Source organism: Cytobacillus firmus (assembly GCF_023715565.1).
Lineage (GTDB): Bacteria > Bacillota > Bacilli > Bacillales > Cytobacillaceae > Cytobacillus > Cytobacillus firmus_C.
The window spans coordinates 64,326-88,238 of the sequence record NZ_JAMBOJ010000010.1; the positions used below are offsets into that span (position 1 = coordinate 64,326).

General features: G+C 39.8%; 27 protein-coding genes. 6 read left to right on the top strand and 21 right to left on the bottom strand.

What is annotated here, in order from left to right:
* Window positions 1-11: 11 nt before the first annotated feature.
* Both spoIIP and gpr read right to left on the bottom strand, forming a co-directional pair.
* A complete protein-coding gene (gene spoIIP / locus M3205_RS05745; protein ID WP_251169032.1) occupies window positions 12-1,217 on the bottom strand; it encodes a stage II sporulation protein P in 1,206 nt (401 codons plus the stop codon).
* Between the two features lie 69 nt (window positions 1,218-1,286).
* Window positions 1,287-2,414, bottom strand: a complete 1,128-nt coding sequence (gene gpr / locus M3205_RS05750; RefSeq protein WP_251169033.1) for a GPR endopeptidase — start codon at window positions 2,412-2,414, stop codon at window positions 1,287-1,289.
* A gap of 253 nt (window positions 2,415-2,667) precedes the next feature.
* Between gpr and rpsT the strand changes: the two genes are divergently transcribed.
* Complete coding sequence (rpsT, locus tag M3205_RS05755) at window positions 2,668-2,934, top strand: 30S ribosomal protein S20 (protein WP_095245631.1); 267 nt, start codon at window positions 2,668-2,670, stop codon at window positions 2,932-2,934.
* 88 nt (window positions 2,935-3,022) lie between these two features.
* Here rpsT and holA read toward each other — a convergent pair whose 3' ends face one another.
* The gene (gene holA, locus M3205_RS05760; RefSeq protein WP_251169034.1) at window positions 3,023-4,060 is read right to left on the bottom strand and encodes a DNA polymerase III subunit delta; all 1,038 of its coding nucleotides are present in this window, start codon (window positions 4,058-4,060) and stop codon (window positions 3,023-3,025) included.
* Between the two features lie 298 nt (window positions 4,061-4,358).
* On the opposite strand from holA, the gene M3205_RS05765 reads away from it, so the two are divergent.
* Complete coding sequence (locus tag M3205_RS05765) at window positions 4,359-4,493, top strand: YqzM family protein (RefSeq protein ID WP_035331183.1); 135 nt, start codon at window positions 4,359-4,361, stop codon at window positions 4,491-4,493.
* 126 nt (window positions 4,494-4,619) lie between these two features.
* On the opposite strand, the gene M3205_RS05770 is transcribed toward M3205_RS05765, so the two are convergent.
* The 3 genes from M3205_RS05770 to M3205_RS05780 all read right to left on the bottom strand — a co-directional run bounded on the left by M3205_RS05770 (window position 4,620) and on the right by M3205_RS05780 (window position 8,313).
* Window positions 4,620-6,947 (bottom strand): DNA internalization-related competence protein ComEC/Rec2, encoded by a 2,328-nt coding sequence (locus M3205_RS05770; RefSeq protein WP_251169035.1) that lies wholly within the window; start codon window positions 6,945-6,947, stop codon window positions 4,620-4,622.
* A gap of 67 nt (window positions 6,948-7,014) precedes the next feature.
* Entirely contained in the window at window positions 7,015-7,578 is a 564-nt protein-coding gene (locus M3205_RS05775) for a ComE operon protein 2 (protein ID WP_251169036.1), read from the bottom strand.
* A gap of 102 nt (window positions 7,579-7,680) precedes the next feature.
* A complete protein-coding gene (locus tag M3205_RS05780) occupies window positions 7,681-8,313 on the bottom strand; it encodes a helix-hairpin-helix domain-containing protein (RefSeq protein WP_251169037.1) in 633 nt (210 codons plus the stop codon).
* 89 nt (window positions 8,314-8,402) lie between these two features.
* Between M3205_RS05780 and comER the strand changes: the two genes are divergently transcribed.
* On the top strand, window positions 8,403-9,227 hold the full coding sequence (gene comER, locus M3205_RS05785) for a late competence protein ComER (RefSeq protein ID WP_251169038.1): 825 nt from the start codon (window positions 8,403-8,405) through the stop codon (window positions 9,225-9,227).
* 75 nt (window positions 9,228-9,302) lie between these two features.
* On the opposite strand, the gene M3205_RS05790 is transcribed toward comER, so the two are convergent.
* The 8 genes from M3205_RS05790 to M3205_RS05825 are packed head-to-tail and all read right to left on the bottom strand — an operon-like array spanning window position 9,303 to window position 14,371.
* On the bottom strand, window positions 9,303-10,052 hold the full coding sequence (locus tag M3205_RS05790; RefSeq protein WP_251169039.1) for a class I SAM-dependent DNA methyltransferase: 750 nt from the start codon (window positions 10,050-10,052) through the stop codon (window positions 9,303-9,305).
* Window positions 10,049-10,405: a ribosome silencing factor gene (rsfS, locus tag M3205_RS05795; RefSeq protein ID WP_095245902.1), complete on the bottom strand. Its 357-nt coding sequence runs from the start codon at window positions 10,403-10,405 to the stop codon at window positions 10,049-10,051. Before rsfS ends, M3205_RS05790 begins: the two co-directional genes overlap by 4 nt.
* Entirely contained in the window at window positions 10,402-10,977 is a 576-nt protein-coding gene (yqeK, locus tag M3205_RS05800; RefSeq protein WP_251169040.1) for a bis(5'-nucleosyl)-tetraphosphatase (symmetrical) YqeK, read from the bottom strand. Before yqeK ends, rsfS begins: the two co-directional genes overlap by 4 nt.
* Window positions 10,967-11,536, bottom strand: coding sequence for a nicotinate-nucleotide adenylyltransferase (locus tag M3205_RS05805; protein ID WP_251169041.1), 570 nt, complete (start codon window positions 11,534-11,536; stop codon window positions 10,967-10,969). Before M3205_RS05805 ends, yqeK begins: the two co-directional genes overlap by 11 nt.
* 39 nt (window positions 11,537-11,575) lie before the next feature.
* Window positions 11,576-11,866, bottom strand: coding sequence for a ribosome assembly RNA-binding protein YhbY (gene yhbY, locus M3205_RS05810; protein ID WP_251169042.1), 291 nt, complete (start codon window positions 11,864-11,866; stop codon window positions 11,576-11,578).
* Window positions 11,860-12,699, bottom strand: a complete 840-nt coding sequence (aroE, locus tag M3205_RS05815; protein WP_251169043.1) for a shikimate dehydrogenase — start codon at window positions 12,697-12,699, stop codon at window positions 11,860-11,862. The genes yhbY and aroE overlap by 7 nt, the downstream gene beginning before the upstream one ends.
* A gap of 46 nt (window positions 12,700-12,745) precedes the next feature.
* Entirely contained in the window at window positions 12,746-13,852 is a 1,107-nt protein-coding gene (gene yqeH / locus M3205_RS05820) for a ribosome biogenesis GTPase YqeH (RefSeq protein WP_251169044.1), read from the bottom strand.
* A 3-nt stretch (window positions 13,853-13,855) separates the two neighbouring features.
* Window positions 13,856-14,371 (bottom strand): YqeG family HAD IIIA-type phosphatase, encoded by a 516-nt coding sequence (locus tag M3205_RS05825; RefSeq protein WP_251169045.1) that lies wholly within the window; start codon window positions 14,369-14,371, stop codon window positions 13,856-13,858.
* 506 nt (window positions 14,372-14,877) lie between these two features.
* Here M3205_RS05825 and M3205_RS05830 point away from each other — a divergent pair.
* On the top strand, window positions 14,878-15,018 hold the full coding sequence (locus M3205_RS05830) for a sporulation histidine kinase inhibitor Sda (protein WP_035331211.1): 141 nt from the start codon (window positions 14,878-14,880) through the stop codon (window positions 15,016-15,018).
* A 56-nt stretch (window positions 15,019-15,074) separates the two neighbouring features.
* On the opposite strand, the gene M3205_RS05835 is transcribed toward M3205_RS05830, so the two are convergent.
* Window positions 15,075-15,851, bottom strand: coding sequence for a phosphatidylserine decarboxylase (locus M3205_RS05835; RefSeq protein WP_251169046.1), 777 nt, complete (start codon window positions 15,849-15,851; stop codon window positions 15,075-15,077).
* A gap of 274 nt (window positions 15,852-16,125) precedes the next feature.
* Here M3205_RS05835 and pssA point away from each other — a divergent pair, with 274 nt between their 5' ends.
* Window positions 16,126-16,665: a CDP-diacylglycerol--serine O-phosphatidyltransferase gene (gene pssA, locus M3205_RS05840; protein WP_251169047.1), complete on the top strand. Its 540-nt coding sequence runs from the start codon at window positions 16,126-16,128 to the stop codon at window positions 16,663-16,665.
* A 37-nt stretch (window positions 16,666-16,702) separates the two neighbouring features.
* Here pssA and M3205_RS05845 read toward each other — a convergent pair whose 3' ends face one another.
* Both M3205_RS05845 and M3205_RS05850 read right to left on the bottom strand, forming a co-directional pair.
* Window positions 16,703-18,502: a M3 family oligoendopeptidase gene (locus tag M3205_RS05845; protein ID WP_251169048.1), complete on the bottom strand. Its 1,800-nt coding sequence runs from the start codon at window positions 18,500-18,502 to the stop codon at window positions 16,703-16,705.
* A 123-nt stretch (window positions 18,503-18,625) separates the two neighbouring features.
* Window positions 18,626-18,778: a hypothetical protein gene (locus M3205_RS05850; RefSeq protein WP_174749532.1), complete on the bottom strand. Its 153-nt coding sequence runs from the start codon at window positions 18,776-18,778 to the stop codon at window positions 18,626-18,628.
* Window positions 18,779-19,510: 732 nt separating this feature from the next.
* On the opposite strand from M3205_RS05850, the gene M3205_RS05855 reads away from it, so the two are divergent.
* The gene (locus M3205_RS05855) at window positions 19,511-20,476 is read left to right on the top strand and encodes a F510_1955 family glycosylhydrolase (protein WP_251169049.1); all 966 of its coding nucleotides are present in this window, start codon (window positions 19,511-19,513) and stop codon (window positions 20,474-20,476) included.
* A gap of 25 nt (window positions 20,477-20,501) precedes the next feature.
* Here M3205_RS05855 and sigK read toward each other — a convergent pair whose 3' ends face one another.
* The 4 genes from sigK to mtnN all read right to left on the bottom strand — a co-directional run bounded on the left by sigK (window position 20,502) and on the right by mtnN (window position 23,787).
* On the bottom strand, window positions 20,502-21,221 hold the full coding sequence (gene sigK, locus M3205_RS05860) for an RNA polymerase sporulation sigma factor SigK (protein WP_035331221.1): 720 nt from the start codon (window positions 21,219-21,221) through the stop codon (window positions 20,502-20,504).
* 838 nt (window positions 21,222-22,059) lie between these two features.
* Window positions 22,060-22,281 carry a YrzI family small protein gene (locus M3205_RS05865; protein WP_251169050.1) on the bottom strand — a complete coding sequence of 74 codons (222 nt, stop codon included), beginning with the start codon at window positions 22,279-22,281 and terminating at the stop codon, window positions 22,060-22,062.
* 424 nt (window positions 22,282-22,705) lie between these two features.
* Window positions 22,706-22,966 (bottom strand): YrhC family protein, encoded by a 261-nt coding sequence (locus M3205_RS05870; protein ID WP_251169051.1) that lies wholly within the window; start codon window positions 22,964-22,966, stop codon window positions 22,706-22,708.
* A gap of 116 nt (window positions 22,967-23,082) precedes the next feature.
* Complete coding sequence (mtnN, locus tag M3205_RS05875; RefSeq protein WP_251169052.1) at window positions 23,083-23,787, bottom strand: 5'-methylthioadenosine/S-adenosylhomocysteine nucleosidase; 705 nt, start codon at window positions 23,785-23,787, stop codon at window positions 23,083-23,085.
* Between the last annotated feature and the right edge of the window lie 126 nt (window positions 23,788-23,913).

Here is a 23,913-nt window from a genome sequence, read left to right on the forward strand (position 1 = left end):
TCATCCTATTACTAGTTCTTTTCTGATTCATTGCCAGCCGGTGAATTCACTTCCTCCGCCTGCCAATAATATTCACTGAATACTTCCGCGAGTGCTTCGGCCGAACGGTTTAACTCCTCAAATGTATTATCGACTCCCCCAAACTCAATGAGTATGGCATTGCCTGATAAATCCTGATTGAAGTTGCCATTTGTCCCTGCGCCTTCTTTTTTCATTATACCCCTGCTTAATCCTTTGTACTTGACACTCAGTCTATCATGCAGTTCTTTAGCAAATTTTAAGTTCTTTTCATAATTCGGATTATTTCCTCCAATGATAAAAGCCAGCTTGGCATATGACTCTCCGTTAATTTCTTTCGTAGTATCTTTTTTTCTTTTTGAATCACGGTGAATATCGATTAAATAAGCCAGATCCCGATTGGAAGTGATTGCTGCCTGGACTACCTCTCTGGATTCCTGATAGGAGCGTCCATATGTTAGGCCCTTTTTGTTTAAATTTCCTTGAATATCCGTTTTATCCACATATGTGCCTATCCCTTTGCTCTCCAACTCTTCCTTAAGCTTGTCACCGATTTTAGTAATATTAATTTTTGAATGGTAGGCAGCATCAGGGTTGGTGACACCCTTCAGATACGGAAGATAGGATTCAGTATTATGCGAAAAGTATAGATAGACAGGTTTTTTATCACCTGTTGAGACCGGCGGGGTGTTTGACTGCTTTTCATCCCCAGAAGTCTCAAGCCCTTCTGTGTTTTGCAGGGTTGCCTCCTGTTCGGCCATAAGTACTTCTAAAGGTGGAGAAGATTCTACTGGCATGTTTGTATAATCTGTACCTTCACCTGCAACCAGGATTTTACTGTCATAAATTGAGAAAAAAGGAAGCTCCCTTCCCAGAAGACTTCTCGGATCATCCAAATTGACATTCGTGGATAACTTAAAAATTAAATTCGCAAAGCCCGGGGGAGAACTGCTTTCAGAAACCCCATGGAGAAATGAGTGATTTTCCCATCCAAGAAAATGATAAAGCATTTCTCCCGTCAGGCTATTCGCAGCAGAATTTACTGAAGAAGAACTGATTCGATATTCAGGCTTTAAGGAAGTTAATGCTCCGCTAATGGAAAATATCATAAATAGAAAAAGCAGAAACCCGCCAATAGCCTTCAGCAGGCTTGTCCCTTGAATAGTTACTACAAGTCCGTTCGTTTTAAAAGGTTTCATTGTTCCACCTCTCCTTGCTAGTCTAGTAAATGTTATGACTTTGCTAGAGAAGATAGAACATGATATTTTCTATCTTGTATAAAATCCGGCATTATCCTGATTCACTTTCTGGTGGAGCGCTGCGTTCAAGCCGTTGGCAATTAAGTTTGACATATCTTCAATAAATACATCCACTTCCTTTGGCGTCACCATTAGGTTATGACCCAAAGGCGAGAGTACTTCATAAATAAGCTTACGCTTCTCCTCTTCAGGCAAGGTTCCGATCATGCCAAGGAAGGTTTTTCGATGATGCTCCTCCGGCAAATCCTCATCAGTCAGCTTTTTCTTCTCTCCAAAAGTCATTCCTGCAGGAGCCAAGGCACGCGATGGACGGTCACCTTCTTTCATTTCCTTGCCGAAATGCTTCAGGATGTAATCAATTGTATCGCTTGTGATGGATACTGCATCGACAACCGTTGGGATGCCAATCGCTATGACAGGTATTCCTAAAGTCTCTTTACTGATTTCTTTTCGTTTATTCCCTACACCAGAACCTGGGTGAATCCCTGTATCCGAGATTTGAATAGTAGAATTGACTCTTTCGATTGATCGGGAAGCAAGAGCGTCGATCGCAATGACAAAGTCGGGTTTTGTTTTTTCCACAATGCCAAGAATAATGTCACTTGTTTCAATTCCTGTCAGGCCCATTACCCCCGGAGAAATAGCACTTACAGGACGGTAGCCTTCTTCTACGCTTTCAGGCTGAAGCTGATAGAGATGTCTTGTAACAAGCAGGTTTTCGCAGACTTGCGGCCCCAATGCGTCGGGAGTGACATTCCAATTGCCCAGTCCGACTATTAAACAGGATGCATCTTCATTAATGCCCAGCTGTTTTATAAATTGGGAAAATTCACTTGCAAATACAGTCTCCACTTTGTGCTGCAGCTCCGTATCCTGCTGGCGTATGCCCGTCACTTCTAGTGTCAGATATTTGCCCTCTTTTTTCCCTAATGCTTCTGCTCCTTGCTTTGTTACTTCAACAAAGGAAATTTTAATATCGTTTTCTTCTTTTTCTTTAATTATGACGCCTTCTATTTGAGAAAGATTCTCCTGCTCGTGAACATTGTCTTTCTGCCTCCCGGAAATCACCATTTCCCTTGCTTCAATGGCAAGATCTGTCCGAACTGAGTACTGGCTTAAATCTATTGATTCCTTCACATGTATCCCTCACAATCTAAGCTTATTAGGTTGGAAAATAACAGACTAAAATTCAGATATATCCTATCTTTGCCTTTAAATTGCAAAAACATGCAGAAAAAGAATGAACTTACCGATTTATCCCTCAGTAATTTTGAGTACAGAGTATTGCATTATGGCTCCGTGTTTGATAAAATATCACTTGTTCTGAATTTGTTAATGAACGTGAATGTCGAGTTATAGAATCTCGATGCTTTTTCAGGAGGTGAATGGAATGCCAAACATTAAATCTGCTATCAAGCGTGTTAAAACTAACGAAGCTCGCAAAGCTCAAAACGCTACTGTTAAATCAGGAATGCGTACAGCTGTTAAGAAGGTTGATGCTGCAATCGTAAACAACGATTCTGCTGCTGCAACTGAATCTTTCGCTGATGCTGCTCGTAAACTGGACAAAGCTGCTGCAAAAGGTCTTATCCACAAAAATGCTGCTGCCCGTAAAAAGTCTCGTTTAATGAAAAAAATGAACTCTTTAAATGCGTAATGTTTAAAGATATCGGCTATCTTAAGGGATAGCCTTTTATTTTACATAAAAAAGCGGTCCAGATGTGTGAACTGGACCGCTTTTTTTATTAAGGATTTTTTCTAAGCGCCTGACTTTGCAGACGAAACAGGAACATTTCAATCAGCATGGTTTTATTCATACCTCCTGTTTTCATTTGGTAATCTGCATCAGCAAGCAAGCTAATAATTGCTGTCAGTTCTTCGTCAGCAAACATCTGGGCCTGTCCGGCCGCAAGCTTTACCCTAAAAGGATGTATCTTTAAATAGCCGGCAATCTGCTGTTGGCCGTAGCCTCTCCTGGCAAGCTCCTTCACCTGATAAATCAGTCTGAACTGCCCTGTAATAACAGATAAAATCTTAATAGGCTCTTCATTTTGCTTTAATAAATCATAATAAATTCTCAAGGCTTCTTCTATTTTGCGGTGAACCACCTTATCCACAAGGGAAAAAATATTTTGCTCTAAAGACCGTGATACCATCTTTTCTGCCATTTGCTCATCTATCCGCTTTGTGTCATTCGCATATAGAGCTAATTTATCGATCTCGTTGGTCAGAATAAACAGATTCGCGCCTGCCAATGTCAAAATCAGTTCAACAGCAGATTCATCAATCTGCACACCGTTCAATGCTGCACGTTCCCTAATCCAGGCTTTCAATTCACCTTCATTTAATTTCTTGGCTTCAAGTACTGCAGCCGTTTTTTTCAATTGTTTGGTTATTTTTTTCCGATCATCGAGTTTTTCTGCCGATGAGGAAAATACCACCACTGAATATGGGGCAGGCTCTTTAATGTAGGCTTCAAGCTTAGCCAGGTTGTGCTCCAGTTTAGCTTTCGATTTCTCTGACGTTAAAAAAACCGGGTTATGTAAAAAGATCAGTCTTCTTTCACCCATAAAAGGAAATGTCTCAGCATCTTCAAGCGCTGTATCAATGGGGGTTTCCTCAAGGTCATAAGAGGATAAGTTAAAATCAGCTTCTTCTTCACTAAGCACATTGCTGATCAGAAGCTGCTTCGTTTCGTTTATAAGATATGGTTCTGTTCCGTATAATAAATAAATAGGAGCAAAACTTTTCGCTTTAATTCTGTTCCAAATATCAAAAACCAATTTCTTCTCTCCGTTCGCCAAACAATATATTCACTATATATCCTAAAGAAGCGATGGCAATTTGACAAGACATAAGAAATTGGCGCCCAAATGAACGCCAATTTCCAATCTATATAGAACGCTGCATCCCTGAGGCCCGGGAAACTCAGGAAGCTGCGGTGCACCTTTGTTAATTATTTTCCCCATGATGTTTCGTCATATTTGTGACAACTCCTGCTAATACAGGAAAAGGGCAGGCGAACTCTAGATTTTTTTATTTGAATGACTTATACTATATAGGAAATAGGAGGGGTAGACTGTGAACGAATTTGAAAAGAACGTCCAAAGCAAACGTAATGATGCAATCGACTCTGGTGTAGGATTCATCGTATCATTCGGTTTCTTCGCAACGTTGTTTATTATTGCAACAGTCATTAAATTTTTAGGAGCTTAATGGCTACATACAGTAATGTGTCACAATACTGCTGACACGTTGAGGCTGCCTCAGCAGCCTCTTTTTTTTGAGCGGAGTTTTGATAAAGCACTAACAATTCTGGAACCTGATGCTTTCTAACATATACTATGGAAGCTGCACTGAAAAGGTTCCTGAATCCCCTTTAAAAAAATAGGTAATTGCCCCTTGCCTATCGGTTCTCAATACTTTGACATTATAGTCATTCAGCCTGCTCATTACAACATTATGAGGATGCCCATACCTGTTGTTCCTGCCCGCAGAAATAACGCCAATCCGCGGCTTCACCCTAGAGAGAAATAAATCAGTTGAGGAAGTTTTGCTTCCATGATGTCCAACTTTCAAAACATCAGCTTTTAGCTCGGGATAAGACTTTATGAGCTGGCCTTCCCCCTGTTCCTCCAAATCTCCGGTAAATAGCCAGTTTAACCCTCCCACTTTGGCAAAAAGAACAATAGATCCATCATTTTTTCTCACACCGTCCCCCATCTCCCCTCCAAACGGGGACAAAACCTGAAATACGGAATCTCCATTGAGCCAGCTATCTCCGGCTTTAGTGAACAAGATTTCACTTTTGCTATTTGCAGCCTGTACAATCAAATTATTTTCAGCCTCCGAGAACTCAGCTCCCTGCGGAAACACGACGGACTTTACCTTCATTTCCTTCAAAACAGCTGATGCTCCGCCAATGTGGTCCATATCCCCGTGAGTGAGAAAAAATTTATCTATTTTACTAATCCCTTTGCTTTTCAGAAAAGGCACTACTGTGTCCTTTCCTGTTTCATATGGATCGCTACGCATCTTCCAGTCCTCAGTTTGAAACATTAGCGCACCTCCTGCATCTATTAAATAATTCCCTCTCCCATACGGAAGCTTTATCACGATGCTGTCACCCTGCCCTACATCAATAAATGTAATTTCACCAGCTGGTGTAAACACATTTGAAAAATAATGAATGACTATCGCAAGAATAGGAAGCACACCGTTCTTAATAATAGCTTTTTTGTTTTTTGATCTTTCCCAGCCGGCAAAGAATACGGGAATGAGAAAAAGATAAATGATCAGCATTAAAGGGGCTGGCCTGCCAAGAATAAGGGTCGAATTAGGAATGGCGGCAAGCATTTCAGCAATCCAATTAAGAAAAACAATCATTTTTTCCAATACATAGAGTAAGAAATCTACCCTTTCTCCTGTTATTAAATCAAAAATAAATAAAATTAATACCACAGGCAGGACTATGGAAGAATACAACGGTACAAAGATCAGATTGGCAATTATGGAAATAATCGATACCTCATAAAAATGCCAAAGGAGGATCGGAATGGCCGCTATCTGGCAAATAAAAGAGACAGACAGGAGGGCAGCAAGAGGATGAGTAAACTTTTTGAGTATGGCTGGAGCTGAGAGAATTAGCGATAGGGCCACAGCAAAAGACAGCTGAAACCCTGCATTATAGATAACAAAAGGGGAGATAAAAAGGTAGCCGGCAAACACAATGGAGATAATATCAGCTAATTGAACAGGGATCTTCAGCTTCTTTGCCACTAAAACCAAAAGCATCATAAACACAGCCCGCAGTACAGATGGCGCAGCCCCTGTAAGTATTGCATATACTGGCAAAACCATTATAAGGATGCTGGTCATTTTTTCTCTGGTGATCCCGGCACGTACTCCGGCAAGAAAAAACATCCCCGCAAGCATCCCTACATGAAGTCCGGATATTGCAAGCAAATGGATAATTCCGATTTTCTGATAAGAATCGATAATATCCTCATCAATAAAACTCCGATTCCCAAAGACAAGCGCGATTGAAAGTGGAGCCGTCTGTTCAGGGAAATGCTCTAAAATATGATTTGTGCCCATCTCCCTCATTTTTAAAATTGGTAATGAGATACGGCTTTTATGGTATGTGCAATCAGAGAGGTTTAACTGTTGCAACTCGAGGATCCAAAAGATACTATTGTGGTTTAAAAAATCCTTGTAACTGAAGGAATTTGGATTTGTAGATGTTGGAGGAGTCTGTAAGGTGCCATTAACCCGGCATGTCATTCCTACTCTAAGATAGTCTGAAAGAAATTTTTGTTCTGTTTCCGATTTGATCTTATACCTGACAGCCAGCTTTTCTTTTTTTTCGGTCATTTCAACGTGGACTGTGAGAAGGTCCCCATCTATCTTTACTGATTCTGACAGGGTAATTTCAAAATTACTTTCATTTCCTGTAAGACTTGTTCTGTTATATTCTGCCGCTAGTTCACTCCTTATGGTAAAGGCGAGGTAAATCAAAAGCAGAAAAATCATGTTCTTTTTGGCCAAAATATTTCTTTTGACGAGAAATAGGGCAAGAAGAGAAAAAATGATAGCAATTGCCGGATGATGTAATGATGTCAAATTCCCCAGGAGTGAGGCAGCAGCTGCGTAGATCCATCTGCCTTTCATATTATTTACTCCTTTAGTTTTTAAAGGAGCAGCAACTTGTCATTGAATGCGCCGCTCCTCCTATGAATTAATTTTGAAATAGTTTGTCCTTTTTTTCTTTATAACTTTTCATAATGTCCTGATTTTTACCGTTTTTTTCAAGCTCATTGATTAATTCCTCTATAAAATCACGTTTTTCCTGTATGCTGTTCTCGAAGGATACTTTTTCAGCCGCCACGTGGACAGTTTTCACACCAGCCTTCTCAAAGAGTTCAATTCCATAAGGGTGATTTTTATAGTCCTGTGCATAGTAAACTGTTTTAATTCCCGCCTGTATAATTGCTTTGCAACATTGCAGGCACGGAAAATGAGTTACATATATTTCTGCATCACTTGTCGGCACCCCAAATTTTGCACACTGTAAAATCGCATTCATTTCCGCATGTATGGTCCTTACACAATGATTATCAATAACATAGCAGCCATCATCAACACAATGTTCACCGCCGGCAATTGATCCATTGTAGCCGCCGGCAATGATTCTCTTATCCCTAACAATGGTTGCACCGACTGCAAGTCTTGTACATGTGCTCCTCAAAGCAAGCAAATGGCTTTGTGCCATAAAATATTGGTTCCAGGAAATCCGGTCCATCTGTCTCTCCCCTTTACACAGGCATAAATGCCCTGAATTAAAATATAACTTTTTCTCTCAATAAGTGTAAGCCTCAAGCTTGTGCAGGTCAATGGAAGGAAATTAGTTTACACTAATATGCTCTTTGAGTTTTTCAAAGGTTTTATCCCCTATCCCTGAAATTAATTTCAAATCCTCAATATTCTTAAAGGGTCCATTTGTATCACGGTGTTCAATTATCGCTGCAGCCTTAGAAGGCCCAATCCCCGGCAATGTCAGTAACTCTGTTTCATCCGCCCCGTTTAAATTTACCTTTCTGCTATCCTGTTGTCCTTTAACCTCGACATTTCCGGCTACCGCCAGGGCCTCTTCAAGAATTTCACCCTCTTCAGGAACATAAATTACCATTTCATCTGTAATTTTCAGGGCAAAATTAATTTTAGTGCTATCCGCTTCTTCCGTCAGTCCCCCTGCTTTTTCCAGCAGGTCTATTACCCTTTCACCCTCTTTTGCTTCATACACTCCCGGTTTTTTTACTGCTCCTTTAATATCTGCCTTCATCGTCTGCATCACCTGTTCAGCCTGCGTATCACCTGCTGTTTCTCTACCTTCATCTTCGTTCAAAGAAATTGACTGTTCAATCTCCGGTAATACCTCACTATACTGAACAGGCATTAAAAAATAATAGAGGAGAGCAGCCAATGCAACAGCAGCTCCTGCAAAATAAAATTTATAGGCTTTTATCCATTCGGGCACTATGGATCCATCCTTTCTTTTTGGAATAAAAGTTTTTTTGATACATATCGTTATATGAGAGAGCCTGCTTTCAGAGGAGGGATGTAGCATTGAAAATCGGAATCATTGGCACAGGTAATATGGGGAGAATATTGACCGAGGCGTTCCTTGACGGGGGAGCCGTTTCCCCGGCCTCCATGACGATAACCAATCGGACAGTCGTAAAAGCAAGGAAAATAAAGGAAAAACATCATGAAATTACTGTTGTAAATAATGCAAGAGAGGCCGCACATCGTTCTTCGCTGATCTTTATTTGTGTAAAGCCCCATGATGTGTATAATGTCGTTCAGGATATGTTGCCGTTCCTGTCAGAAGATAAATGTGTAGTGTCCATAACCAGCCCCATTAGTGTAAAACAGTTGGAATCAGTTGTGCCTTGTTCAGCGGCGAGGGCGATTCCAAGCATTACTAACAGGGCCTTATCAGGGGTGTCTTTATTATCATTCGGGGAACATTGCAGAGAACAATGGAAAGGGGAACTTAACAGGCTTTTTGCAAGTATCTCCACACCTGTTTTTATAGAGGAAGCAATTACCAGGGTTTCTTCGGATATTGTCAGCTGCGGACCTGCCTTTTTCAGCTACTTAACACAGCGCTTCATCAACGCGGCAGTTGCTGAAACGGAAATTGATAATGAAACAGCAACAAAGCTTGCTAGTGAAATGCTGATCGGACTTGGAGAATTGCTGAAAAAAGGCTTTTATACATTGCCTACATTGCAGGAGAAGGTATGTGTCAAAGGAGGAATTACAGGAGAGGGAATTAAAATTCTTGAAAGCGAGCTCGGCAGTGTTTTTGAACACTTATTCCAGGCGACACATTCCAAGTTTGATGAAGATCTTGTAGAAGTAAAAAAGCAGTATTCTCTCTATTAACTATTCGATGTCAACAGAAATAATCCTTCACTATTTTAAAAAAACAGCCGGAAAAATTAAACCGGCTGTTTTATATTAGTTCTTTTTCTTTGCAATAAAGATAATTCGTTCAGCCTGGCTGTCTGGTGTTCCTTCTTTAAAGTCTCCTGAAAGGTCAACAAGGTCAAAACCGCATTCCTCAAGCCAGCTTTTATATTGGTCAATAGGATAAGTGCGCTGCAAATGCAGTTCGTCATAGCGGTCATACTTTCCTGTTTTTTCGTCCTGAACAAAAAACGAAAGATCGTGCTCTACAGAATTTGGGTATTCGCCCTGAAAACTGTGCCAAATATATGAGATTTCCTCGTCATTTTCAGCAAAGGTCTGGTTCATAAATATCTGCATGATTTTATAAATGGAATGAACATCAAAAATAAATAGACCATCGTTTTTTAAATAGCTATGAACCCGCCGGAAAGTGTTTTTTACATCTGATTCCGTCTCCAGGTAATTCAAAGAATCACAAAATATGCCAATAATATCAAATTCACTAAACCCTTCAAGCTCTGCCATGTTCTGCAGGTAAAAGGGGATTTGCAGACCTTTCTGCTCCGCCTTGGCATGGGCTACAGCCAGCATATCCTCTGATAAATCCACACCTGTTACCTCATAGCCCTGTTCACTTAACCTTATGGAAAGCTGCCCTGTGCCACATGCAAGATCCAGCAATTGTTTGCCTGTAACATTAAATTCCATATGCTTTTCATTGATCAATTTAATCCAGCTGTCATAAGGAACATCTTCCATCAGCCTGTCATAGAGATAAGCGAACTTACCGTAGCTCATTGGTTAAGAATGCCCTGAACGTTTTCGACCGGAGCATCTCCCCAGAGTCTTTCAAGATTATAGTAGCTTCTCTCATCCTTATGGAAAATATGTGCAACGATATCACCCATATCAACCAGAATCCACCTTGCTTCATCAAAGCCTTCCATTCGCTTAACCGTAAACCCTTGTTCTTCAGATTTTTCTTTCATTTCCCGAGCAATGGCTTGCACTTGTTTATCAGAATTTCCGTGACAAATAACAAAGTAGTCCGAAATCAGGGAAATCCCCTTCATATTTAGAACCGTTATATCTTCTGCACGTTTATCATCCGCTGCTTTTACTGCCGTCATCAGCATAGTATTTTCTTTCATTTAATCAATCCCTCCTTATTCATTACAAGGTCATTATAAGTTTCGAAGGACGCCGGAAAAACAGGCTGCCCTTTTTTCATTAAAAACATAATGGTATTTTGAACAGATTTTATTAAAGCCTTGTTTAAGTTGGTCTGTGCTAAATCACGCACTTCGTCAACTCCAGGAAAATGCCTTCCTGGTTCAATATAATCTGCTAGATAAATGATCTTTTCAAGTAGTGCCATTCCCGGCCTCCCTGAAGTATGATATCTTATTGCATCCAAAACCTCTATATCATGCACTCCAGCTTCTTTCTCTGCCAAGTAAGCACCGACAGGAGCATGCCAAAGTTCACTATTGTAATTCAAAAGCTCGGCTGGCATACCAGTATTAATGATAATTTCCCTCATTTCTTCCTTAGGGCGGAACTTAGCATAATCATGAAAAATGGCTGCCAATTCAGCTTTTTTACTATCAGCGCCATATTTTTCTGCAAGTTTAATGGCTGTTTCCATCACCCCGACTGTATGAAGGTAGCGATGTTCAGTCAGTTGCTCCTTTACAATAGCCAGAGCTTTTTCACGATTCATATAATTGATTCTCCTTTATATAACTCCTTATAGAATCCGGTACTAAATATCGTATAGTACCGCCTTCCCTTATACGGCTTCTGATCATACTTGAGGAGATCCCCATTTCAGGAACGTCAGCATAAAGAATTTTGTACGGAGTTTGCAAATTGTAAGATGGCCGCCTTACTCCTATAAAGGTAATCAATTCAAGAAGTTTGTCAATGTTATGCCACTTGGGCAAATATTCAACCATGTCAGCTCCAATAATAAAATAAAATTGCTTTTGAGGATAGTGTTCCTTCAAAATCCTGATTGTATCGTAGGTAAATGAAGGACCTTCCCGCTCCATCTCAATTAATTCTATTTTAAAGCCTGGGTGATTCTGTAATGCGAGTTTCAGCATTTCAATTCGATCACTGCCGCTAACATGATCTGACCTTTTTTTATGGGGAGGCTCATGGTTCGGCATAAACCATACTTCATCCAAACCATGGGAAGACATAACCTCATTTGCGATAATGAGATGGCCTAAATGAGGCGGATTAAAGGTCCCTCCAAGTATGCCTACCTTTTCCATTTACACTCCTCCATACAAACAGTTTAATTTTCCCAAAGCTTACTGCAAGTTGATTTGTTTGTTTTCTTTTGATTCTTTGTATAAAACAATAATATTCCCGATGATTTGGACAACATCAGCCTTCGCACCTTCTGACAGCTGCTGTGCCACCGCATCTCTGTCTTCTTCACAATTTTGAAGGACTGAAACCTTTAATAACTCACGGGCTTCCAGTGCCTCTCCTACTTGTTTAATCATATTTTCATTAACCCCGCCCTTCCCAACTTGGAAAATAGGGCTTAAATGATGCGCTTTTGATCGCAACAAACGCTTTTGCTTTCCTGTTAGCATAATAATCCTCCCAGCTGATTTAAAACCTTTTGTCTCATTCTTTCAATGTCAGGCTCAATGCCAGTCCACATTTCAAAAGCAAGAGCCCCCTGATATACGAACATATCAATTCCATTCTGAATTCCGGCGCCCTTTACGGCAGCTTCCTTTAAAAGCCTGGTTTGCAGCGGATTATAAATGATATCACTAACAAAGGCTCCAGGCATAAGTTTATGTACCGAAAGCGGGCTTTTGCCAATTTCCGGATGCATTCCAATTGATGTAGTCTGAACAATTAAATCGTATTTTTCCAGGCTTTCCTCTGCCTCCTGCCGGTTCAAAACCCGGGCAGGGACCTCAAAAGGGCAGTCATTCAAGATCTGCTCTGCCCTTTCTTGAGTCCGATTGCAAATGTCCAGAAGCTCTGGGCCTTCTTTAGCAATTGTAAAATAAATGGCTCTCGCAGCTCCTCCTGCTCCCACTATCAGCACTTTTTTCTCATTAATTGATTGGTTCTGATTCAGCAGGCCATTTACAAATCCGCTTCCATCCGTATTGCAGCCTATTAGCTTACCATCCTGATTGACCACTGTATTAACTGCCCCAATTGCCTCAGCAAGAGGATCCAGTTCATCTAAAAGAGGAATGATAGCCTCCTTATGGGGTACCGTAACATTAAATCCCTCAATTCCGATTGCCCTGAACCCTTTAACAGCGTCATTCAGATTTCCCCTGGATACATGAAATGGATGATAATGTGCATCAATACTGTAAATCTTAAATAATTCATTGTGCATAGCCGGAGACATTGAATGGGAAATTGGGTCCCCAATCACTCCAAAAAGCTTTTTCAAAAATCCTCACCCCTTTTGAAAAGCGTAAGCAAATGCAAGTAACAGCCTAAATTAATGACTTCCTTATCATGGCATGGACACCTTTAGGAACATATGCAGCTACTTTGGCCCCACCCTCATTTACCGTTATCCAGCCAAGTCCTGAAAACACTATATCTGTTTTCGGTTCTTTAATTGTGAATTCATGTTTCACAAGCTCAGGGAAGGTCTCCATCTGCTCTATTCTTGGCGGTGTAAGCATCTCTCCCGCATGATTCTCATAAAGCTCATCCGCCTTTTCTGTTTTGGTGCGGTGTATATTTAATTCATTTGAGAAATGACAAACAAATGAGCGCCGGCCGCCAGCAATATAATCAAACCTGGCCAGTCCGCCAAAAAAGAGTGTCTGCTCTTCATTAAGCTGGAAAACCTTAGGTTTAATCTCCTTTTTAGGTGTTATCACCTTCAAGTCTCTTTTATCTACATAATGAGCCATCTGATGATGGTTAATTATGCCTGGAGTATCCACCAAAGCCTTTCCATCAGATAGAGGGATTTCGATAATATCCAGAGTCGTTCCTGGGAAGTGGGAAGTAGTGATGACATCGCCCTCACCTGTTACTTCTTTTAATATGCGGTTGATGAAAGTGGATTTACCTACATTTGTACACCCTACTACATAAACGTCTTTTCCTTCCCGATAATGATCGATGGCTGCTGCAATTTCTTTAATGGAGTACCCTTTTGCAGCACTGGCCAGGTACACCTCTTCCGGTTTCAGCCCCAGCTGTTTTGATTCCTGCTTCATCCAGTTAATCAGCTTATTTGTTTTCACGGACTTTGGAAGCAGGTCAACTTTGTTTCCAACAAGCAAGATTTTATTACTGCCGACAAAACGGTGAAGACCTGGGAGCCAGCTGCCGTTAAAATCAAAAATGTCCACAATCTTCACAATAAGTGCATCACTTTGCCCAATTTCATTCAGGATCTTTAGAAAATCATCATCAGTCAAGCTGACATCCTGAACTTCATTATAATGCTTCAGCCTGAAACAGCGCTGGCAAATAATCGTTTCCTTCTGCAGAGCTGATTGAGGAGCATAACCTAATTCATCAGGGTTCTCTGTTTGAACTTTCACTCCACAGCCTACACACACAAATTGTTCTTCACTCACTTTTTAATCCTCCCACTGAATCATTCCTTTTTTTCTGAACCAATTTAATATCCGTCTTTCCACCAGCCGGTTAAATTTTGTAAAAAAACCGTCAGTTTGAGCTACAGGTACGACCAAAATGGTATGGAACCCGCTTCTGTTTCCTCCCAGTACGTCAGTCAGCAATTGGTCTCCAATCACCACTGTTTCCTCTTTTTTCAGTCCCATTTCAGTCAGCGCTCTTCGAAAGGCCCTGCCCATTGGCTTTCTGGCCTGATAAATAAAAGGAATTTCAAGGGGGTCGGAAAAAGCCTTAACACGATTTTCATTATTATTTGACACAATGGTAACCTTAATGTTGCTTTGCTTCATTTCCTCAAACCAGCTAATCAGCTTTGGTGTTGCATTTGGCCTGTCCCATTCGACTAGTGTATTATCCAGGTCCGTAATTATCCCTTTAACTCCCTTTTCCTGTAAACTATGTGGAGTTATTTCAAAAATACTTTTAACATGCTGATTAGGCAAAAAATGCTTTAACACTATATTTACACCTCAATCATTGATTCATATTGTCCGGCAATAGTGTATCTATGCCCTCAAATTAATCCCCGTCTTAAATGTTAATTAGAAAACACCGATTTCATCATACCCAATTTTGTCCGCTCTTTCAAAATAAAGCATGACGGATTTCAATCAGGCCGTTCTATTTTATACGATTCCACAAAATGGGGAAAGACACTCAAAACTCAGTAAATTTCCACAGAATACTTGTTAATTAACGTTAAAATAAAAATTTTTCGACAAAAACCAACTGCTCCTCAGCCCTGTGGATAACTTTATGCACATAACCCAATATGATTTTACTACTTTTCCCCTTTTTATAAACAAAATAATCACAGGTTATCCACCGTATCCTGTGGATAAGAGAACAGTTGTTCTAACCGTTTTAATTTGCTAAAGTAGGGGTACAACATAAAATCTTACATTATATGTATAAAATAATTCTTTTAGAACTGAAATATCAAGTACCTGGAGGTGGGACAGGAATGCGTAAACTGTCAGATGAATTATTAATCGAATCCTATTATAAAGCAAAAGAACTGCAGCTTAGCAAAGACTTCATCCGTTTAATTGAAACAGAAATCCACCGTCGTTCACTATCAAACAGAATAAAAGTAACATCATAAATGGACAAGCCCTTACCAGGGCTTTTTTTATACTCATATTTAACTGGTCTTTTCATTCACAACAGGGTTCCAATCCGCTCCCCTACTTTAATGTGAGCAGGAGTCTTAATTGACTTTTCGAGCTGGAATTTCCCCTTCTCAAACAGAAGAATGACAGTAGAGCCAAATGTAAAATAGGCCATTTCCTTTCCTTTTTCAAGCTGGTCCCCTTCATGGGTAAGTTCGATGGAATTTACAAACATAGCCCCCACTTTCACAATTGCGATGGCTGAATCACCATGCTTTACTTCAGTTATGCTCCTGAAATTTTTGGAAAGCGTTTCTCTGCCATATTTTAAACCCCATTTGTTAACAGGAAAAGATTTTAACCCCAGAATCCATTGATCTGTTACTTTTCCAGTGACCGGACTGTGTATCCTGTGGTAGTGGCTCGGACTTAAATAAAAGATCATGTAAGTGCCGCCTGCATATTTCCCTGCTTTATTTGCACCAAGCATCTCAGAGATGGAATAGTTCTTCCCTTTTACCGTAATTATACGATTCTCCCGGATATCCCCAATATCTTCAATTACAGCATCTACAGGACTCACTGCTGAATCAGGGCTCTCATCCGTTACTCGTGCATCTGCTTTCAGCCTTCTGATGAAAAACTCATGAAGTGTTGGATATTCATGCAGGTTTTTTTCCATTTCACTTTCATTAATATTATAAATTCTTGAAAATGAAGGAATCACCCTCCTGCTAAGGTTTGATTGTGCAAATTTCTGAAGTATACCGGATGTCCATTTTCCATTTGTCAATTCAATCAGCAGTCGATATACAGGTTTTAACAAAGGAAATGCCCCCTAACTAAATATGTTCTTTACGAACAGGCATAAAAAGCATAGAATAAAATATTATTATATAACATATAAAACTAAGTTTGCCATAGACTTCCCCGGATTTGGCACTTTTTTTATTATTGGCTTCATTAAAGTTGCGGATTACTTCTATGATTTCTACCCTTCCCGATAGTTCCCATTTGCCGAAAGACATTAACACATAGCTGTTAGAAAATCTTCCAAATAGACTGCAAGCTGTGATTTCCCGGTGTAAGGAGTGCTTAATATGTTTTTTCAGGATGTTCTTGATCTAACCATTAAGAAGCTAAAAGCACAGACAGCCAATATCTTAACTCTGTCTAACTTGTTCTTAGGGTGCTTTGCTATTTTATTTTCTATTAATAATAATTTAAAATTGAGTGTACTGCTGATTTTTATCGCAGCTCTAGCTGACCGATTTGATGGGATGGCAGCAAGAAAAATGAATATTGAATCGGATTTAGGAAAGCAGCTTGATTCCATGAGTGATATTATTTCCTTTGGAGTTGCACCTGCACTGCTCTTATACACGGGAGTACTTTATGAATTCGGGGCACCCGGCGCCTTCCTGACTGCTCTATATATAGGATGTGGAGCATTAAGGCTTGCCCGTTTTAACATCAGTGAGAATAACGGTTATTTTACAGGATTGCCTATAACAGCTTCCGGGTGTCTCGCCACATTATGCTTTCTGGCGATTCCGTATTGGCCTTCTCCAATATTCCTTTTCATAATGCTTGCACTATCAACTTTAATGATAAGCCCTTTCACGCTGAAAAAAATGTAAAAAGCCGTGCTCACAATATGAGCACGGCTTCCAATTTTTATTTATCTTTAGTTAATTCCAGGAACTCTTCTACATCATCCATACATAATTGAACGGCGCTTTCCCAGAACTCAGGTCTGGTTAAATCAGCATTTAAATGCTTCATTGCTAAATCCTCAACTGTCATCGATGCAGTATCCTTTAATAATGCAATATATTTTTCCTCATACCCCTTCCCTTCTTTTAGTGCCTGTGCATAGATTCCAAGCGAAAATAAATATCCAAAAGTATATGGGAAATTATAAAATGGGACTCCAGTAATAAAGAAATGAAGCTTTGAAGCCCAGAAGGAAGGATGATACTCATCAAGTGCGTCGCCATAAGCCTCTTTTTGAGCAGCCGCCATGATTTCATTCAGACGGTCAGAACTTACATTTCCCTGTTTTCTTTCTTCATAGAATCTTGTCTCAAAGAGGAATCGCGCATGGATATTCATTAGTAGTGCAACGGATCTTTGTACTTTATCTTCTAGAAGTGCCAATTTCTCATCTTCTGATCCTGCATTTTTCACTGCAGCATCAGAGACAATCATTTCTGCAAAAGTAGAAGCGGTTTCTGCAACATTCATGGCATAATTTCGATTCAGCAAATGAAGATCTCTCATTGCATATGTATGAAAACCATGCCCAAGTTCATGTGCCAGGGTAGAAACATTGGATGGTGTCCCTGAGTATGTCATAAAGATTCTTGATTGGCTATCTTCAGGGAAGTAAGTATGAAAACCGCCTGGCGCCTTTCCTGGACGGTCCTCTGCTTCAATCCACTTTTCTTCAAAGGCTTTTGTAGAATAAGAGGTCATCTCTTCTCCAAAGTGAGCAAACTGCTCAAGGATAAATTCCGCACCCTCCTGATAAGTTAATTTCGTTTCTGACTCAGAGAGTGGTGCATCCAGATCATACCAGCTTAATTTTTCTAAACCTAAAAGCTTTGCTTTTCTCTCCAAATAGTTAACAAGCGGTGCTTTATTTCGGGAAATAACATCCCACATTGTCTCCAGGGTTTCTTTTTTCATCCTGTTTAAATCCAGCGGTTCCTTAAGATAGTCATCCCAGCCTCTTAATTTATATACATTCAACCTAAAACCGGCTAGGTGATTTAGAGTTTTGGACAAATAATCAGACTGACTGCCCCATAATTTTTCCCAATTATCAAAAACTTCCTTGCGCAACTTTCGGTCAGGACTCGAAAACTTATTGGCAGCCTGTCCAACTGACAGCTGTTTTTTCTCCCCATTTTCAGTATAGGGAATCTTTATATTTCCTACTATTACGTCATACATCTGGCCCCATCCGTGATACCCATCAACAGCAAGAGCATTAATAACAGTTTCTTCCTCCTGCGAAAGTTTTTCTGAGGCATTTTCACGGCGTTCGCTTAATACAAATGAGAGTTCATTTAATTCCTGATCATTTATTATCTGCTCCCATGCACTCTGATCTAAACTTGCCAGCTTCTGATCAAATACAGTTAAAGCATTTTGAAAACCTGCACTCAATTCCGTAGTTGCCCCTCTAAGATCTTTCGCTTTTTTGTCTTCGGTATTTTGAGCCTGAAGACAACTGACAAAAGCACCTGCTTGGCGCACTTTTCTGGCCGTTTGCTGAAACAGCTCAATAATTTTACTTATTTCAGCGGCATCTGCCGCTGAGTTAGAAGGCTTCCAATTATGTATTGAATTAGAAAATGTATCAATATGTTTTCTTGTTTCCTGTAAGTGCTGTTCAAATTCAGCTGAACCGCTCCCATCCTTAAAAAAGACATCTAAATCCCACACTAATGAATATGCTGTTGCAGTCATAAAATCCCCCCATTAAAAGTTTCGGATGCAGAAATATTATACCTTTATTTTTCGGAAATTTCTATAAAATCACACATTTAAAAGAGCCCATATCCTAAGATATGAGCCAACTGTTGGTTATCGCTACCTGAAATAGCCTCCATAATAAGCAAATCCCCCAAAGACAAGAAGCAGAATCAGCAGGACAACTGCGAGGGCCAGCCAGAAACCCCCTCCTCCATAATAACCACATGGATAAGGAGGGGGAACAGGATAACCGCCGTAACCATAAGGCATAACCAATTACCTCCCTTCGCCTTCTATTATTAAGATATGTAACAAATGGACAATCGCTTAGGCTTTTGTACTAAATAACTGCTATAAATCGATGTTTTCTTAGCACCTCTATTAGAACAGTTCATAGAATATACTAGAAGGAATTTTATGGGAGGAGTGTTAAATGAAGATTATCTCAATCTGCAAGAAATGCAAAGGCACAGGCAGCATAAAAGCATGTAAATTCTTAAAGAAAACCTGCCCTGCCTGTAAGGGGTCAGGCAAACTGACAGAACATCTTTCCGATAGGCTGTTTTCGCAAAGTTTGTTGCTATTTATATTATATTTACTGAGTTGATTGTAGTGGAAGGTGTGAGATCCTCGAAAATGCATTCGCATTCTCTTCGTGCGGTGTTTATCAAGGTAGCCAATTCAGAGTCCTTGCGGGATTAGCAGGACTGGTGAGACCCGCAGATGCGTAGCGTCGAGGAGGCTCACCGCCCGCCCCGTGGTTTGCTGAGCATGCTCTCACTGCAATCAACGGACAACATTGATAAGCGAAAAACAACAATTTATACGAAAAGAGCCTTCCGATATCAAGTATAAGGAGAGGAATAAGTATTTTCTTCGCTCATAGCAGGGAGCCATTATATGAACCCTTTCACAGGCAAGGGTTTTTTATTTTGTGCTGAAATACTATATAATGACATCGATAATAATAACCATCGAATTCTACGAATTGGAGTGAACCAAATGAAGCAAGGCAGAACGATTTTGGCAGTTCTCCTTTTATTGCTTACAGCTGGCTGTTCTCTTGAAGAGCAGCAAAGCAAGAAAACGGATGATAAACCTTCAAATGAAACATCAGAAGTGACTGACTATACTATTATTGAGGCCTCAGCCCAGCAAATCGAGCATATTCAAGGGATCGGATATCCGGGAAATGATCCTGGCCTCTATCTTGCATCAAGCGAAGGATTCAAGTTTTTCAAAGATGGCATTTGGCACGAGACCACTTCTCTTAACCATGACTATATGGGGTTTCAGGCAGTCAAAGATGGATTCATTGTCAGCGGCCATCCTGATAAGAACTCCGTGATAAAAAACGCTCTTGGAATTGTGAAAAGTACAGATAAAGGCGCCTCATTCAAAAAACTTGCTTTTAGCGGAACAAGTTCTTTTCCTTTTTTAGCTGCAGGCTATGATACCAATATAATCTATATGATCAATCAGGAAAAAAACGAGGAGCTTGCGGCAGGTGTCTACCGCTCTCAAGATGCAGGCAAAACATGGGATCCGGTCAGCTTACAAGGACTTGAGGCCGACACACTTGGTATGATCGCGGCACATCCATCAAATCCGGAAATCATGGCCATGTCAACAAGAAGCGGCATCTTTTACTCAGAGGATAAAGGAGAAACCGTCAAATTAGTAACTGAGCCAATTATGGCTACAGCCCTCACTTTTACGAAAAACAGCTTGTATTATGCCTCTGCAGATCAGGAAAAGGTTCAAATGAACAAAATTGATCTTATAACGATGGAAGACTCACAGGTTAAAATCCCTTTTCTCAGCTATGACAACCCTATTACATATATTGCCTCCGATCAAAAATCTGACGGAAAGCTTGCTGTTTCAACATATCTCAAAGATGTATATGAATCTGCAGACAGCGGTGAGAACTGGAAGCTCTTATTGAAAAACGGCAGAATTGAATAACGAAAGGGACAGTCAAACTGTCCCTTTAGCTGTTATTTTTCCTTTTTTCTTTTTCTGCCCGATAAAACTCATGAAACATTTTCATTAATGCTCTCTTTTCAATTCTTGAGACATAACTTCTTGATATTCCAAGCTCTTTGGCAATTTCTCTTTGTGTTTTTTCTTTTTGCAGATCAAGCCCGAACCGACCTACAATGACTTCTTTCTCTCTGTCATCTAAAACATCAATGTACTCCTTCACTTTTTCCAGCTCCATATTTAGCTGAATCGTATTAATAACATCCTCAGATTCTGACTTTAGAACATCAATCAGAGATATTTCATTGCCTTCTTTGTCCTGCCCAATTGGATCATGAAGTGACACATCTTTTTTAGTCTTCTTTAATGCGCGCAGGTGCATCAGTATCTCATTTTCAATACAACGGGCTGCATAAGTGGCTAGCTTAGTGCCCTTCCCTTCCGAATAGCTCTCAATGGCCTTTATTAGCCCGATTGTCCCTATTGAAATTAGATCCTCAGAATCTTCTCCTGTATTTTCAAACTTCTTTACAATATGGGCAACCAGCCTGAGATTATGTTCAATAAGCATATTACGGGCATGCGAATCGCCCGCAGCCATCAAACGCAGGTATTTCTTTTCATCTGCAGGAGACAGCGGTTGGGGAAATGCATTATTTTTTACATAAGATACAAGAAACACTATCTCCTTAACCAAAAATCCGAGTGCAGTCAAAATACCGGACATCGTTCCACCCCCGCTTATAATGCGTTCAAAAATGCCTTTAACTAATTCCTATGTGTGGATGGAGTTGTTTTTGTCTGTCCACTTCAGATAATTTCCTCAGAAAAATTTGCTGCCCTCATTTTTTCAGGCATTAAACCTTCATTAAAGCTTTTCACAGTGGTGATAGGCTATAATTATTCTTGGTATAATTATTATCGCCTACATGCTGTATACATAGCTTCGTTTCAAGTTATATAATTAATCAGGAAGAAAGAGGTCTTGATAATTTGAATGGTCAGAGAATAATTTTAGCCCTTGTATTTTTTATTGTTTTTCTTGACAGCCTTGCAAAGTTTATATTTGAAGGTTTTTCTTTAAAGACCTTGCTGATATTGCTCGCAGTTACTGGAATTGTTCTATTTCTTTGGATTTACCCTAACAAAAAGGACTGACTTCTCAATCCGGAAGTCAGTCCTTTTTGTTATATTTCATATTCCTCCGTTACGCTTACCTCAGCAGAAATGATGCAGCCGACAGTACCGCACACAACCAATCCCATTACGATCCAGAACATCCTCCACACCCCTTTTATAATTCCTTATTTTCTTTAATGTAACATGGTTTCTGTTTCAAAAAATGGTAGGAATGTGAACATTCTGTTAATCAGCATCAATGAATCAGTTTCTTTTCTTTCGGAATTTCAAGGTTAAAATTAAAATATGCAAAGACATGCCCCTTACCTCCTAACCGGTTACAGCTTTGTTAGGTGGAATCTTTCTCCACCCAGAAAATTGCCTGACGACCTTGTAAAATGTAAATCATATTACAAACCACCTTTCATGTTTTTTTGTCACTGAAATTAAAATGGACGGTAAATTGAGAATTGACGATCACGGTTTTGTTCAATAATTTTTTTAGCCATTTGTTCCCGAACAACATCTTCTGCTGATACGTGACGTTTTTTTATCGTGACTGTCAAAAATAAGATATTTAATGTCATTAAATATTCCACCTCCTCTTTCATATCCTGCCAAAAGGCACAAAAAAACCGCAAAGAGATATACTCCCAGCGGCTTTCCATTTAGGCATAAAAAACCGCAGGGACAATTCTTCCTGCGGCATGGATATGTAATGTCAATAAAGAAAATCTAAGCGATCCATTCCATATAGGTCGAATTTGTACAATATTTATTTAGCTGTGCTTTTAATACAATTGCAGTTAACATCATTTCATTCGACCTCCTTTATAGAATTTTCGCTTACACTGGTAATTATATCCACGATTATGCTGTTTGTAAACCTCTTTTTGATAAATTATTATTTTATATTTTTTTTATAAATGTAGCCAGTCGATTTCCGCGAGTAGGGATGCGTCAGCATTTTCGAGAATCAAATGCCCACAGCGAAGATCCGCTTAGTAAAATGCATAAAAATATTAAGAAGCAACATACTTTACGAAAATAACCGATGAAAAAAACGCCCGGAGATCCGGGCGTTGGTTTTACTTATTTTCTCATGAGATATTCCTGGCCTTCATCCGTTTCATTCAATTTCGTTCTGCAACGTTTGGAAAGGGTAAAGAAAAGGATTGAGCCTATAAGGAAAGCTGAGGAAGATCCAGCCATTATATATAAATCAGAAACTGTATTGGCAGTGTCAGGGATAATTAAACCAATGTAAAAAAACGATCCAACAGCGAGCATTGAAATTGCAAACCGCTTGAAATCAACCATTTTTTGATATAAGTGCTTTGCTTCGTTCATCATTTATTATCACCTTCTAAGAAAGACTGTATTTCTACTTTAACATACTTAGCAAGTTTGAAGGTGATGTAAATAATGTAAGATAGGAAAAAAAGGGAAAGGATTATCCCTTTAAAAAATTATTTGTTATTCTTAAGGGCATCTACTATCTTCATTACGAGTGTAGCAGAATGAAGTGCTGCCTTCTCCAAAAATTGTTCAAATGAAACATCAGATTCTTTACCTGCAATGTCAGACAGGGCACGGATGACAACAAAAGGAGTCTCAAACTGATGAGCAACCTGCGCAACTGCTGCTGCTTCCATTTCTACTGCCTGAAGATCTGTAAATTTATCACGGATATAATCCACTCTTGCAGGATCACTCATGAAGGAGTCACCTGTTGCAATTAACCCTCTAACAACCTGGATATCACCGATTTCTCTGGCACATGCCTCAGCAATTTGCACAAGGCCGTGATCAGCTTCAAATGCTGCCGGCAATTGAGGCACCTGGCCATATTCATAGCCAAAAGCAGTAACGTCTACATCATGATGTCTAACCTCAGTCGAAATTACCGTATCTCCAACATTCAGTGCAGGATTAAATCCTCCAGCTGAACCGGTGTTAATGACAAAATCCGGCTTGTACCTCTCCAAGAGGATGGCAGTCGACATGGCTGCATTCACTTTGCCTATTCCAGAACGGAGCAGCACAACATCTGCACCATTCATCTTTCCTGCTGTATACTCGCATCCGGCAATCGTTTCCTGTTGCTTATCTTCTATTTTATCTCTAAGTAAAGTAACTTCCTCTTCCATTGCTCCAATAATAGCTATTTTCATTTTAAAACCTCTTTCTGATTTTTCTTTGCTTTGATTACAATCATGGTATTTGCATGCCCATATGATTTATGCAAACTCTATTCTACCATCATAAACGTGATGTTTGCCATATTCGTAATTAATTCA

Coding starts and splice junctions, on each gene's coding strand:
- spoIIP (WP_251169032.1), bottom strand. CDS start 1,217: ATGAAACCTTTTAAAACGAACGGACTTGTAGTAACTATTCAAGGGACA.
- rpsT (WP_095245631.1), top strand. CDS start 2,668: ATGCCAAACATTAAATCTGCTATCAAGCGTGTTAAAACTAACGAAGCT.
- M3205_RS05770 (WP_251169035.1), bottom strand. CDS start 6,947: ATGAAAGGCAGATGGATCTACGCAGCTGCTGCCTCACTCCTGGGGAAT.
- M3205_RS05775 (WP_251169036.1), bottom strand. CDS start 7,578: ATGGACCGGATTTCCTGGAACCAATATTTTATGGCACAAAGCCATTTG.
- M3205_RS05790 (WP_251169039.1), bottom strand. CDS start 10,052: ATGAGCTACGGTAAGTTCGCTTATCTCTATGACAGGCTGATGGAAGAT.
- rsfS (WP_095245902.1), bottom strand. CDS start 10,405: ATGAAAGAAAATACTATGCTGATGACGGCAGTAAAAGCAGCGGATGAT.
- yqeK (WP_251169040.1), bottom strand. CDS start 10,977: ATGAATCGTGAAAAAGCTCTGGCTATTGTAAAGGAGCAACTGACTGAA.
- M3205_RS05805 (WP_251169041.1), bottom strand. CDS start 11,536: ATGGAAAAGGTAGGCATACTTGGAGGGACCTTTAATCCGCCTCATTTA.
- yhbY (WP_251169042.1), bottom strand. CDS start 11,866: ATGCTAACAGGAAAGCAAAAGCGTTTGTTGCGATCAAAAGCGCATCAT.
- M3205_RS05830 (WP_035331211.1), top strand. CDS start 14,878: ATGCGTAAACTGTCAGATGAATTATTAATCGAATCCTATTATAAAGCA.
- pssA (WP_251169047.1), top strand. CDS start 16,126: ATGTTTTTTCAGGATGTTCTTGATCTAACCATTAAGAAGCTAAAAGCA.
- M3205_RS05845 (WP_251169048.1), bottom strand. CDS start 18,502: ATGACTGCAACAGCATATTCATTAGTGTGGGATTTAGATGTCTTTTTT.
- M3205_RS05850 (WP_174749532.1), bottom strand. CDS start 18,778: ATGCCTTATGGTTACGGCGGTTATCCTGTTCCCCCTCCTTATCCATGT.
- M3205_RS05855 (WP_251169049.1), top strand. CDS start 19,511: ATGAAGCAAGGCAGAACGATTTTGGCAGTTCTCCTTTTATTGCTTACA.
- sigK (WP_035331221.1), bottom strand. CDS start 21,221: ATGTCCGGTATTTTGACTGCACTCGGATTTTTGGTTAAGGAGATAGTG.
- M3205_RS05865 (WP_251169050.1), bottom strand. CDS start 22,281: ATGGAAAGCCGCTGGGAGTATATCTCTTTGCGGTTTTTTTGTGCCTTT.
- M3205_RS05870 (WP_251169051.1), bottom strand. CDS start 22,966: ATGATGAACGAAGCAAAGCACTTATATCAAAAAATGGTTGATTTCAAG.
- mtnN (WP_251169052.1), bottom strand. CDS start 23,787: ATGAAAATAGCTATTATTGGAGCAATGGAAGAGGAAGTTACTTTACTT.